This window comes from Nocardia sp. CNS-044 (assembly GCF_059570515.1).
Genome location: NZ_JCANSX010000012.1, coordinates 286717 through 298894, shown reverse-complemented (window position 1 = coordinate 298894; position 12178 = coordinate 286717). Strand labels below are relative to the sequence as shown.

Annotated in this window: 13 protein-coding genes; 8 read left to right on the top strand and 5 right to left on the bottom strand. The window is 68.6% G+C overall.

From position 1 onward, the window contains the following. Nucleotides 1-64: 64 nt before the first annotated feature. The 7 genes from T333_RS31890 (at nucleotide 65) to T333_RS31860 (ending at nucleotide 5901) form a co-directional block, all read left to right on the top strand. The gene (locus T333_RS31890) at nucleotides 65-691 is read left to right on the top strand and encodes a YceD family protein (protein ID WP_354999839.1); all 627 of its coding nucleotides are present in this window, start codon (nucleotides 65-67) and stop codon (nucleotides 689-691) included. Between the two features lie 54 nt (nucleotides 692-745). Next, nucleotides 746-928 (top strand): 50S ribosomal protein L32, encoded by a 183-nt coding sequence (gene rpmF / locus T333_RS31885; protein ID WP_014987105.1) that lies wholly within the window; start codon nucleotides 746-748, stop codon nucleotides 926-928. A gap of 22 nt (nucleotides 929-950) precedes the next feature. Beyond that, the gene (rnc, locus tag T333_RS31880) at nucleotides 951-1673 is read left to right on the top strand and encodes a ribonuclease III (protein ID WP_067782039.1); all 723 of its coding nucleotides are present in this window, start codon (nucleotides 951-953) and stop codon (nucleotides 1671-1673) included. A 1-nt stretch (nucleotide 1674) separates the two neighbouring features. After that, nucleotides 1675-2535: a bifunctional DNA-formamidopyrimidine glycosylase/DNA-(apurinic or apyrimidinic site) lyase gene (gene mutM, locus T333_RS31875; protein ID WP_496426799.1), complete on the top strand. Its 861-nt coding sequence runs from the start codon at nucleotides 1675-1677 to the stop codon at nucleotides 2533-2535. Between the two features lie 66 nt (nucleotides 2536-2601). Continuing rightward, nucleotides 2602-3183 carry a dihydrofolate reductase family protein gene (locus T333_RS31870; protein ID WP_354999291.1) on the top strand — a complete coding sequence of 194 codons (582 nt, stop codon included), beginning with the start codon at nucleotides 2602-2604 and terminating at the stop codon, nucleotides 3181-3183. A gap of 4 nt (nucleotides 3184-3187) precedes the next feature. Continuing rightward, nucleotides 3188-4246, top strand: a complete 1059-nt coding sequence (locus T333_RS31865) for a PHP domain-containing protein (protein ID WP_496426798.1) — start codon at nucleotides 3188-3190, stop codon at nucleotides 4244-4246. A 104-nt stretch (nucleotides 4247-4350) separates the two neighbouring features. Further along, a complete protein-coding gene (locus T333_RS31860) occupies nucleotides 4351-5901 on the top strand; it encodes a PstS family phosphate ABC transporter substrate-binding protein (RefSeq protein WP_496426797.1) in 1551 nt (516 codons plus the stop codon). Between the two features lie 21 nt (nucleotides 5902-5922). Here T333_RS31860 and T333_RS31855 read toward each other — a convergent pair whose 3' ends face one another. The 5 genes from T333_RS31855 to T333_RS31835 form a co-directional block, all read right to left on the bottom strand. Next, on the bottom strand, nucleotides 5923-6108 hold the full coding sequence (locus T333_RS31855; RefSeq protein WP_141809478.1) for a hypothetical protein: 186 nt from the start codon (nucleotides 6106-6108) through the stop codon (nucleotides 5923-5925). Between the two features lie 70 nt (nucleotides 6109-6178). Continuing rightward, the gene (locus tag T333_RS31850) at nucleotides 6179-8314 is read right to left on the bottom strand and encodes an amylo-alpha-1,6-glucosidase (protein WP_496426796.1); all 2136 of its coding nucleotides are present in this window, start codon (nucleotides 8312-8314) and stop codon (nucleotides 6179-6181) included. Then, the gene (locus T333_RS31845) at nucleotides 8311-9498 is read right to left on the bottom strand and encodes a glycosyltransferase family 4 protein (protein WP_496426795.1); all 1188 of its coding nucleotides are present in this window, start codon (nucleotides 9496-9498) and stop codon (nucleotides 8311-8313) included. The genes T333_RS31850 and T333_RS31845 overlap by 4 nt, the downstream gene beginning before the upstream one ends. 291 nt (nucleotides 9499-9789) lie before the next feature. Next, nucleotides 9790-10878, bottom strand: a complete 1089-nt coding sequence (locus T333_RS31840; protein WP_496426794.1) for a winged helix DNA-binding domain-containing protein — start codon at nucleotides 10876-10878, stop codon at nucleotides 9790-9792. Nucleotides 10879-10939: 61 nt separating this feature from the next. After that, the gene (locus T333_RS31835) at nucleotides 10940-11380 is read right to left on the bottom strand and encodes a carboxymuconolactone decarboxylase family protein (protein ID WP_354999295.1); all 441 of its coding nucleotides are present in this window, start codon (nucleotides 11378-11380) and stop codon (nucleotides 10940-10942) included. A gap of 189 nt (nucleotides 11381-11569) precedes the next feature. On the opposite strand from T333_RS31835, the gene T333_RS31830 reads away from it, so the two are divergent. Beyond that, nucleotides 11570-12091, top strand: a complete 522-nt coding sequence (locus tag T333_RS31830; protein WP_354999296.1) for a hypothetical protein — start codon at nucleotides 11570-11572, stop codon at nucleotides 12089-12091. Nucleotides 12092-12178 lie beyond the last annotated feature (87 nt).

Here is a 12178-nt window from a genome sequence, read left to right as displayed (position 1 = left end):
CGGCCGACCCCTCGCGTATTGTTGAGTGGTTGCCCATTTCCCTTCGATCGTGAGTGAGTTCGTGATGCCCGCCGGTTCCGGTTCCGCGTCGCGTCACCGTGCGGCCTCGCACCGCAAGGTGGACGCGGGTTTCGTGCTGGACACCCGCAGCCTGGGGCGCCGCCCCGGCACCATGCGGGAGCAGCAGCGCACGGTCACCACCGCCGCGCGGATCGGGTTGGACCTGATCTACATCCCGGAGGGGTCGGAGGTCGAACTCGACCTGCAGCTGCAGGCGGTGTCCGAAGGTGTGCTGGTCACCGGGACGGTGACCGCGCCGACGGCGGGGGAGTGCTCGCGCTGCCTCGAGCCGTTCACCGACGAGGTCCGCCTTCAGGTCACGGAGCTGTTCGCCTACCCCGACAGCACCACCGAGCAGACCACCGAGGACGACGAGGTCTACCGGATGGACGACGACCTCATCGACCTGGAACCGGTGATCGTCGACGCCATCGGCCTCGAGCTGCCGCTGCAGCCGCTGTGCACGCCGGACTGCGCCGGGCTGTGCCCGGAATGTGGCGTGCGGATGGCGATTGCGGGTTCCGATCATGGGCATGAGATACTTGACCCTCGCTGGGCCGGGCTGGCGAAGTTCGCCACCGAATCGCCCGGCAACGGCAGTCCCGACGCGGACGCCGACCCAGACCGATAAACGCAAGACCGTCAGCCGAACCGGCAGAGCAATTAGCACAGAGGAGAGTTAGTCGTGGCCGTTCCCAAGCGCCGGATGTCCCGTTCCAACACCAGGTCGCGGCGCAGCCAGTGGAAGGCCACCGCGCCGACCCTGATCACCTGCCCGAACCGCGCCTGCGGCGAGAAGACCCTGCCGCACATCGCGTGCCCGTCCTGCGGCACCTACAAGGGCCGCCAGGTCACCGCCGCCGTCTGACAGTTCGACCTGTCGTATCGACGTGACCGTCAGCAAGGACGAAGCCGGCTCGTCCGGTGAACATGCCAGCCTGCTCGAAGCTCTCGGCGTCGACGTGCGACCGGATCTGCTACGCCTCGCGCTGACGCACCGGTCGTACGCCTACGAGAACGGCGGGCTGCCGACCAACGAGCGCCTGGAATTCCTGGGCGACTCCGTCCTCGGCCTCAGCATCACCGAGCGGCTGTACCACGAGCACCCGGACAAGTCCGAGGGCGAACTGGCCAAGCTGCGGGCGAGCGTGGTCAACATGCACGCGCTCGCCGAGGTGGCGCGCGGGCTCGGCGAGGGCGGGCTCGGCGTCCACCTGCTCCTGGGCAAGGGCGAAGAGCTCACCGGCGGCCGGGACAAGCCGAGCATCCTCGCCGACGGCATGGAGTCGCTGCTCGGCGCGGTGCATCTGCAGCACGGCATCGACGTGGCGCGCGGCGTTGTGCTGCGGCTGTTCGCCGAACTGCTCGAGCGCGGTCCCCGCATGGGCGCCGGTCTCGACTGGAAGACCAGCCTGCAGGAACTCACGGCCGAACGCGGACTCGGCGTGCCCAGCTACGAGATCACCTCGACGGGGCCCGACCACGACAAGGAGTTCACCGCGACCACGGTGATCGGCGGCCGTGCCTACGGGCAGGGCATCGGCCGGTCCAAGAAGGAAGCGGAGCAGAAGGCCGCGGGCGCCGCCTACCAGGCGCTGACCGCCGAAGCCTGACGTGCCCGAACTCCCCGAGGTCGAGACGGTCCGGCTCGGACTCGCCGAGCACGTCGTCGGCCGCACCATCGAATCGGTGACCGTCACGCACCCGCGCTCGGTGCGCCGCCACCTCGAGGGCGCGGCCGATCTCGCCGCCCGCATGGCCGGGCAGCGGGTGGCCTCGGCCGAACGACGCGGCAAGTACCTCTGGCTCACCTTCGACGACGGCGACGACGCGCTGGTCGTGCATCTCGGCATGAGCGGCCAGATGCTGGTGCAGCCCGCCGACGCGCCGCTGGAGAAGCACGCGCACATCCAGGCGACCCTGCACGACGGCACCCAGCTGCGTTTCATCGACCAGCGCACCTTCGGCGGCTGGGCGCTCGCGCCGCTCGTCGAGGTCGACGGAACGCTGGTGCCCGAGCCGGTCGCCCATATCGCCAGGGATCCGCTGGACCCGCGCTTCGATCGCGAGGCGGCGGTGGCGGCGATCCGGGCCAAGCAGTCCGAGATCAAGCGGGTGCTGCTGGACCAGTCGGTGATCTCCGGCATCGGCAACATCTACGCCGACGAGTCCCTCTGGCGTGCCCGTATCCACGGCGGTCGTCCGGCTTCCGGTCTCACCCGACCCACGGTCCGCGCGCTGCTCGACGCGACTGCCGCCGTGATGGGCGAGGCGCTCGTCGCCGGCGGCACCTCGTTCGACGCGCTCTACGTGAACGTCAACGGCGAGTCCGGCTACTTCGAACGCGCGCTCGCCGTCTACGGCAGGGCGGACGAACCGTGCCCGCGCTGCGGCGCGCCCATCGTCCGCGAGCGTTTCATGAACCGTTCCTCCTATTACTGTCCGCGCTGCCAGCCGAAGCCGCGCCACCGCTGAGCCGAGCGAGCTACCGTTTCCTCATGCGGTCCGGGACCCCCGCCCGGTCGCCTGGAGGAAGGACATATGCGCAAGCTCACCTATTACGTCGCGTCGACGATCGATGGGTTCATCGCCACCGAGGATGGGTCGGTCGACTTCTTCCCGGTCGGCGGCGACCACGGCCCGGCGATCACCGCGCAGTATCCCGAGACCCTGCCGACCAAGGTGCGGGAAGCGCGCGGCATCGACAAGCGCAATGCCAACTTCGACACGGTGCTGATGGGCCGCAAGACGCACGACTTCGGGGTGCGGACCGGCACCTCGAGCCCGTACGCGCATCTGCGGCAGTTCGTCGTCTCCACGACGCTGCCGGAGAGCCCGGACCCGGCCGTCGAGCTGATCTCGGACGATCCGCTGGGGCGGGTCCGAGAACTCAAGCGGGACAGGGGACTCGGCATCTGGTTGTGCGGCGGCGGCGAGCTGGCTCAGGTACTGCTTCCGGAGATCGACCAGATCTTCCTCAAGCTGTATCCGATCGTGCTCGGCCGCGGCCGCTCGCTGTTCGGCTCCGGGCCACGCCTGCCGGAGGCGGCGCGGTTCCGGGTGATCACCAGCCGGGTGTTCGAGGACGGGGTGGCATTCGTGAAGTACAGCCGGATCCACTAGCCGCGTGACGGACGCCGATCGCATCGCCGAACCGGACAGGGCCGACACGCCCGGTCCGGTGGAAGCGCTGCGCGAGATCGGCTTCTGGCTCGAGCGCGAACGCGCCAAGAGCTACCGGGTCAAGGCCTACCGCGGTGCCGCCGATGTGGTGGCGGGGTTGTCGGCCGATGAGCTCGCCACGTACCAGGCGGCGGGGATCTGGCAGGATCTGCCGGGCATCGGACCGAAGACCGCCGCCGTCATCGCGCAGGCCTGCGCGGGTCAGGTGCCCGATTACCTGACCGATCTGCGCCGCGCCGCGCAGCCCATCGGCGTGCCGGGCAAGCCGCTGCGCACCCGGCTGCGCGGCGACCTGCACACCCACTCCGACTGGTCCGACGGCGGCAGCCCGATCGAGGAGATGATGAGCGTCGCCGCGGCGCTCGGGCACGAGTACTGCGCGCTCACCGATCATTCGCCGCGCCTGACCGTCGCCAACGGCCTGTCCGCCGAGCGGCTGCGCCGCCAGCTGGACCTGGTCGCCGAGCTGAACGAGCACTTCGCGCCGTTCCGCATCCTGACCGGCATCGAGGTCGACATTCTCGACGACGGCACCCTCGATCAGGAAGCCGACCTGCTCGCCGAGCTGGACATCGTAGTGGCCAGCGTGCATTCGCACCTGCGCGCCGACAGCGAGACGATGACCAAGCGCATGGTCTACGCGGTCGCGAATCCGAACGTGGACGTGCTCGGCCACTGCACCGGCAGGCTGGTCACCGGTGGCCGCGGCACCCGCCCGGAATCCACCTTCGACGCCGAACTCGTCTTCGAGGCGTGCAAGAAGTACGGCACCGCGGTCGAGATCAACTGCCGCCCGGAGCGTTTGGACCCGCCCTCCCGGCTGCTGCGGCTGGCCGTCGAGATCGGCTGCCACTTCTCCGTCGACACCGACGCGCACGCACCGGGCCAATTGGATTGGCAGGGTTACGGTTGCGAGCGCGCCGTCGCCAACGGCGTCGATCCGGACCGGGTGATCAACACCTGGCCGGTGGACGAGTTGCTGGCTTGGGCGGCGTCGCACTGACCGAGCCGGATGGTCGGCCGGTGAACGCTCGGCGAATACTCGGGGGTCGCGCGGACGAATCGCGGTGCGGCACAGCAGAATGAGGGGCGAAAGGATACTCAGGGGTGGGGCAAGCGTTGGCCGATTTTCCGCTCGATACCGTCCTCGCGTTCATCGGTATCGTGGTGCCGCTCGCGGCCTTCCTGTGGGAATTCGTCTTCGTCGGCCGCAGGCGGCTCGGCTACCGCGTGCAGATGGACACGCCCGTCACCGGCGAGATCGGATCGGTGTATCCCGGTGTGCTGGAGCGGCTGCATCCCGACCCCGCAGGTACCGAAGCCGAACTGCGGGAACAGCTTCGCGGGCTGTCGGTGGTGCTGGTCCGCATCGAGAACAGCGGCAACACCGCGATCTCCGAGTCGGATTATCTGTCGCCCTCCCAACAGGTCGGCCTGCATCTGCACTTCCCGCAGCGCCGGGTGATCGGCATGGCCGTGACCGAGCTGAGTGACACGGACCTGGCCTCGAGACTCGGTCCCACCTCGGGCATCGCCATCACTGTGGGAGCCGATGGGCGTACGGGCGTCATCGATCTGCCGAAGGTGCCGCTGACCCGGAACGCGCACTACAAGATCCTCGCCATCCTGCAGCGTGGGGAGGGCAACGGCGACACCAACGATCAGACTCCGGACCCCGTGCTGCGTGGCGACATTCGCGGCGGGAGCGTCGTGGAGACGCGCAGCCGCACCGGCATCTCCCGCGTGATGCTGCTGCTCACCGTGTTCCTGGTGTCGGTGATCATCGGGCAGTTCGTCGTCGACGCGCTACAGCCACCGCCGCCGCCGCTCGACTGCGCCGCGGGAAAGCTCACGCTGGTCGGCTCCTCGGCGTTCGATCCGGTGATCCGCGACGCTGCGGCGCAGTACGAGAAGCGCTGCACCGGAGCGGAATTCGCCTTCGACTTCGAGGGCACCGAACGGGGTCTCGACCGGTTGGCCGAGGCCGGGCCGGATTACAGCCTCCTGACGATCAGCGACGGTGCGAAAGGTCCGGGTTACACCGCGCTGCAAGCTCGTCCGCTCGCGCTGTCGGCGTTCGCCGTCGTCGTGCACGAAGATCTCGGCATCACCGATCTCACCGTCGCCCAGGTGAGGGATCTCTATCAGGGTCGAATCACCAACTGGCGCGAAGTGGGTGGTCCGGATCTGCCCGTCGTGCTGATCGATCGGGCGCCGGGATCGGGCACTCGGGTGATCTTCGAGAACGCGCTGCTCGGCGGAGCGCAACCGGCCCGCCCGCACCGCAGCTGCACTGCCATCAAGGACACCGCGGGAACCTACTGCGACGTGCCGGTCACCAAGGACATGCACAAGGCGGTCGGGGAGATTCCCGGTGCGATCGGCTATTCGGAGCTGTCCGAGGCGCGCAGGGCCGAGATGCGCGTGCTCACGCTCGGCGGCGTCGCGCCGGGACGACAGGCCGCGATCGATCGCTCCTACCCCTTCTGGGGCGTCGAATACGCCTACAGCAACGGCGATCTACCCGGCGATTCGCTCGCGGCGAGCTTCCTGCACTACCTGACCGCGGACGTGGGGGCGGAAGTGCTTCGCGCGCACGGCAATGAGCCATGTGCCAGCGATCTGCTCGAACGAGGCCGCTGCGCACCGGCTTCCTGAACGGTCGTCGCGCGTTGCGGGTCAGTCCGTTTCGGTGTGGCCGAAACAGTAGGCGGCGGCCGCCAGATACTGGCGACAGTCCGGCCCGTGCCCGGCGTGGACGCTGCGGAGGAACTGCGCGAGTTCCATGTCCAGGTCGGTCGGTTCGATACCGCAGTCTCTGTGCTGAGTGCTCCACAGATCCCGCTTGTCCAGCGATGTCTGCATCGTGCACCTCCAGCCCGCGACAGTGCGTTGCGGGACGCCCGTTTCCCGTGCGCGGGCCGTTATGAGCGTTTCATAGCGTGATCAGTTGCCAATCGTCCGGCAGTCGTGCCGCGTGAATCTGATGACCCTCGGCTTCCAGGTCGACGCTGACGTCGCCGAGGCGCAGCGCGGTGAGCGTCACCCGGCCCCAGGACTGGGGCAGCCGCGGTCGCACCGTCAGCGTGCGTCGCGGCACATCGGGATTCAAGCCGAGGAAAGCGCGCACCAACAGCAGCGGCGCGGCGCTCGCCCACGCCTGCGGCGAGCAGGACGTGGGGTAGGGCACCGGTACCGCGAACCGAGAGCGCGGGAATCCGCAGAACAGCTCGGGCAGGCGCCCGTCGAAAGCCGCTGCGGCGTCCAGCAATCCGGTGGCCAGCCGGGTGGCCAGCTTCGTCGCGCCCGGCACGTGCTCGTAGCGCAGCAGGCCGGCGACGGCGATCGCGGTGTCGTGCGGCCAGACCGAGCCGCAGTGGTAACTCATCGGGTTGTAGGCGCCCATGTTGGAGGCCAGCGTGCGCAGCCCGAATCCGGTGTCCATCTCCTCCTTGGCCAGTTGACGCACCAGTTCCTCGGCGTGCTCGTCGCTGGCGATACCCGCCCAGAGACAGTGCGCCGTATTGCTGGTCATCGCGTCGACGTGCCGTTTGGTGCCGTCCAAAGCGACCGCGTACCAGCCGCGATCGGGCATCCAGAACTGTTCGGTGAACTTGCCGCGCAGTTCGGCCGCCCGCTCGCGCAGGCGCCCGGCCAGGCGCATCTCGTCGAAGGCTTCGGCCAGCTCGGCCCTGGCGAGCAGGGCGGCGTGCACATAGCCCTGCACCTCGCACAGCGCGATCGGAGCCTCGGCGAGATGTCCTCCCGCGTCGTTGATTCCGTCGTAGCTGTCCTTCCAGCCCTGGTTGATCAGACCCCGATCGGTGGCGCGACGGTACTCGACGAACCCGTCACCGTCGCGGTCGCCGTACTCGGTGATCCACTCCAGGGCCGCGTCTGCGGCGGGCAGCAAATCTTCGATCGCCGCCGGATCAGCGCCCCACCGATGGCATTCGGCGAGCAGCATCACGAACAGCGGTGTGGCGTCGGCGGTTCCGTAGTAGATGTTGCCGCCGAGCACCTGCCCGCCCGAAGGTCCGCGCCGCATCTCGTGCATGATCCGGCCCGGCTCTTCTTCGGTGAGCGGATTCAGTTCCTGGCCTTGCAGTTCCGCCAGTTGTTGCAGCGTGCCGAGGGCGAGGTCGACGGCGAGCGGCAACGCCATCCACGCCGTGAGCAGACTGTCGCGCCCGAACAGCGTCATGAACCACGGCGCGCCCGCCGCGACGAACGGCCTGCTCTCGCCGGTGTCGTCGTGGATCTGCAGCGCGCCCAGATCGCTTTCGGTACGGCGCAGCACCTGGGTGAGCACCGGGTCCGCCGAGGAGATGTCGGTGGCGGTGTCGCGCCACGCCGCGATCTTGCGGCACGGTGCGCTGAAACCCATGTGCTCGCCCGGCATGAGCGGCATCTGCACCTGCTGGTTGCCCAGCGTCGGCTGCGCGATGACCTCGGTCTGCCACTTGCCGCCGACCGGAACGACGACCCGCCACACCAGCGTGCCGGGCAGCACCGAGGGTTCCACGGTGGCCGAGATCGTGATACCCCGCATCCGGTCGGAGCGATCGTGCAGCAGCAGTTCGCCTTCGGCGACGGTCACATCGGCGCGCGAATGTCCCGCGCGGCCCTCCTTGACCGCGAACAGGTCGACGAAATCGGCGTCGACGTGCAGCTCCAAGGTGACCGCGGTGGGTTCGCGGCCCATGTTCTCCAAGGTGAGCAGCTCGTGCATGCCGTCGGCGACGATGCGCTCGCGCACGACGAGCAGGGTGCTGTCGGCCAGCCCGGCATGCGGCGGCCTGCGCATGACGAATCGCGCGATGAACGCCTCCGGGCTGAGGACCGACAGCGGCTCCGCCGGTCTGCCGTCGACGAGCAGTTCCCACCGCGACAGGACGCGCGCGTCCCGGAAGAACAGCCCGTGCGGGCGGCCGGGCTCGACGTCGCCGAGCCGGTTCGACAGGCAGAAGGTGCCACCTTCCACCAGGGTCACCGACCCGGCTCCGCCGAAGCCCGCGGGTTCACCCGAGTTGAGCGGCGTCGGGCCGCTCGCGGCGGAGGCTCCCGTCACGCGAGCCTGCCCGCGACCGCCACGGGGACGGTGGTCTCGGGAACACGGGTGGCGACCCGGGTCTTCGGCCGCAGGAGCTTGCGGTAGACCTGCTCGTAGCCGCGGCCCGCGCCGTCGGCGCCGAAGTTCGCCTCGACGTGGGCCCGGCACGCCGCCGGATCCATCGTCTGCACCTCGGCGATCGCCGCGGTCAGTTCGGCGGGATCGTCGCAGATGCGTCCGGTGACGCCGTCGACGACCACCTCCTCGACCGCGCCGCCGCGCAGCGCGACCACCGGTGTGCCGCACACCATCGATTCGATCATCACCATGCCGAAGGGTTCCTCCCAGAGGATCGGGAACAGCAGGCAGCGCGCACCGGCGAGCAGCTTGCGCTTGGCCTTGGCGTCGGCCATCCCGAAGACGTGATCGCGGTCGGTGAGCAGCGGACGCACCTTCTCCTCGAAGTACGCCAGCTCAGGTGGTTCGCTGCACTTGCCAGCCAGGATGAGTGGAATTCCGGCGGCGTGCGCGGCCTCCAGCGCCAAATGCGGCGCCTTGCACTCGTTGAACCGGCCGAGGAACAGCGCGTAGTCCTCTTTCTCGGTCTGGAACGGCCAGTCCTGCACCTGTAGCGCGTTGTGCACCCGCCCGACCCAGTGCAGGTCGGGGGCGAGCGCGCGCTGGCGGTCGCTGATCGCGACGAGCGACACCTCGTCGCCCATGGCCTGGTAGTACCGGTAGCAGTCGTCCTGCACCGGCCCGTGCACGGTCACCACGGTGGGCAGGCCGAGGCCGTAGTACGCCGGTGCGTTGAGCGGACCGGCGAAGGTGTGGTCGTGCACGAGATCGACGCCGTGTGTCGCGTGCAGGCGTTCGATCGCCCTTCGCGCCTTCAGCGCGTTCACGACCTCGGGGAACGGATCTCCGAGCCGTTCGGGCAATGCCCGATCCCAGAGGGGAACGAAGCGAGCCTTGGTACCGGGCTCGCCCGCACCGAACAGCGTCACATCATGGCCACGCGCTACCAACGAATCGACCAGATCGGCGACTACCGCCTCGACGCCGCCGTAAGCCTTCGGCGGCACGTCGAAATAGGGCGGAACAACCATGGCAATGCGGAATCGGGTACCAGGGTGATCGATCGACAGAAGATCCGAAGCCACACGCTGCGCCGAAACCGGCGCCGAGAACACTGCGCTCATGACCCTCCTTCCAGGGACACAACCATTGCACTCGCATCCACCCAGCACACCGATGCGCCGGGTGCCTAACGTGGTGGCCGCCGCCGGCGGAGGTGGAGCGAAAACTTCACCGCCGTCCATGGGGCTTTGGTTGGCCTGTCACAGTGGAACGTGTCAGGGGAGGCCGAAGGGGTTGTACCTCGTTTGGCGAGGCTCAAACCAAGGAGTTGCTGGAAATCTTCTTCGATCTGTTACCGGACTGATAGTTCCATCTCGAATTTGTGCTTATCGGCAGCGGTTTTTTCGGAGCTTTTATGCGCTCTCCACAAAAATTTTTCCATGCCCGTCGGGCGTGGCGAACTCCAGCAAACTTACAGCTTCCGCCCGGAGGGCGGCCTCGTCCGCGGCGGAGAGTGGATGCCAGGGCGTGATGCGCACGGTGTCGTCCTCGAGCGCCCAGCGGCCGTGCACGAATCCGTCGACGAGGTACATCGGCACGCCCGCCGAGGCTTCCTTCGCGGTGCGCTGGCGATCCTCCTCGCTGATCACCCTGCGGCGGTCCTTGTGGCCGAGCAGCGCGTTGTCGAAGGCGGGCAGGAAGCGCACCGGGACGTCGAGTTCCGGATCGGCCAGCGGCGCGTCCGGCAGGTCGAACAACACGCGGTGCCGGTCGTCGGTGTAGACCACGAGCTCCGAGCGCATCTCGTCGACCACCTCGGCGAGCCGGGTGATGCCCGCCCATGCCTGCATGTCCGCCACGGTCGCCGGACCGAAGGCGGCGAGATAGCGCCGGATGAGCGCGGCGGGGTCGGGCTCTGCCATCGGCGCGCCGATCCACTCCTCGGCGAGACCCACGGTGACGTAGCGGTTGCGCCAACGGCCCCACGTCCCGGTGTCCGGGCCGTGCACCAGGGGGACGAGCAATTCGACGGTCTCGGCGAGCCTGCGGACATGCCGATCCGGAAACCGGTCGGCGAGCAGCCTGCCGAAATCGCCGCGGCTCAACTGCTTTCCGGCCAGCAGTTCGCGGCCCGCGGCGGCGAGCTCGACCAGATCGATGCCGTCGATCTCCTCGCGGTAGTACGCGGCTTTCAGCGCCGCGTCGACGATCGGCTGCACGGTGGGGCGCAGCCAGCGGAAGTCGGCGCCGTCGGCCAGGTGCACGGTGCGGCGAATCATGGTGGAGCGCACCAGCTCTCGATCGCGCAGCAGGGCGGCGAGATCGTCGTGCCGGAACTCGGCCAGGCGCGTCCACAGGCCGATGTAGGGCCAGTTGGGTTCCTGACCCTGCACCGCTACGAGGTGCCTGACGAGCTCGAACGGCGTCAGATCCACCCGCTCGACCAGCTTCTGGCGCAGCAGCAGGGTCCGGTTCAGCTCGCGTAGCGATAGTTCCGTCATGACCCCATCCTGGCCGATGGCACCGACAATCCGACCGGTCCGTCCCGGTCGGGCTCGCCCGTCAGACCGGCTCGGGTCGCATGCGCAGCGGCACGCCGATCCGGTTCCAGAGATTGATCATCGCGGTGATCGCGACCAAGCCCGCTCGCGCGCCCTCCTCGAAGTGCTTCTCCACCTCGGCCCAGATCTCGTCGCTCACGCCGTGCTCACCGAGGCGGGTCACGGCTTCGGCGTAGGCTAGCGCGGCACGCTCGGCCTCGGTGTAGAGCGAGGATTCGCGCCAGGCGTCGAGCTGGAAGATGCGCTTCTCGGTCTCGCCCGCCAGGCGCGCGTCGGTGGTGTGCATGTCGATGCAGTACAGGCACCCGTTGATCTGCGAGGCGCGAATCTTCACCAGTTCCCGGATCATCGGGTCCAGCGGCCCACGCCGGATCGCGCCTTCGGCGGCGATCCACGCCTGGTAGACCTCGGGTGCGAGCTCCGGCAGCTTCATCCGTGACATGCGGTCGTCCTTTCGTCGAGATTTCGCCTTACCCCGGTGAGACGAGATGGCTCCGAGAAATGTGACATCGAAAGGGCTTCGGACCCGGCCGCGTGTCCTCGCGCGGCGGGCGCACCCGGTGAACTTGTAGGGTTCATGGCGAGCCGGAGGGTGTCCGGCGGGATGCGACGCAGGGAAGGGACAGCGGGGATGTCGGACGCATCGGTCGAGGTGCTGCTCGATGACTTCGAGAACAAGGACAAGTGGGAGCTCGCGGGGGACGGGGCGGGCCGGACGCACCTCACCACGTTCGCCGAGGGCGCGCCGAGCAAGACGCCCGGCGTCTACGCCGACGGCGTCGCGGGCGAGGATCACCGGGCGCTCGTGCTGCTGGTCAAGTCGGCGGAGGCCGATCTCGAGGTCGAGCTCGTGGCGAAGCCGGGACAGTCGTTCTCGATCGCCGGTCGGTTGGCGGTGGTGAACCTGTGGGTGCGCTCGCCGCACGCGTCGATCCGGGTGTCCGCGCGCCTCGGTGGCGAACACGGTGAGCGAGAGTTGGCGCTCGGCAGTATCAGCGCGGGCCCGGACTGGCAGCGCCTCGGTCACGAACCAGCCGACGCGATCGCCGACGCCGATCTCCAGGGGCTGAAGATCCGGCTGACCGACGTCGTCAAGCGAGAAGGTGAGGTCATGATCCTGCTGGACGACCTGACCGTTCGAACCACGGTGTGAGACAGGTTGTTCGACGGTGGCTCCGCCGCCGAAACGAGGACAGCCCCGGCGCAGATGCGCCGGGGCTGTCCGCTACTGATGCGGTGA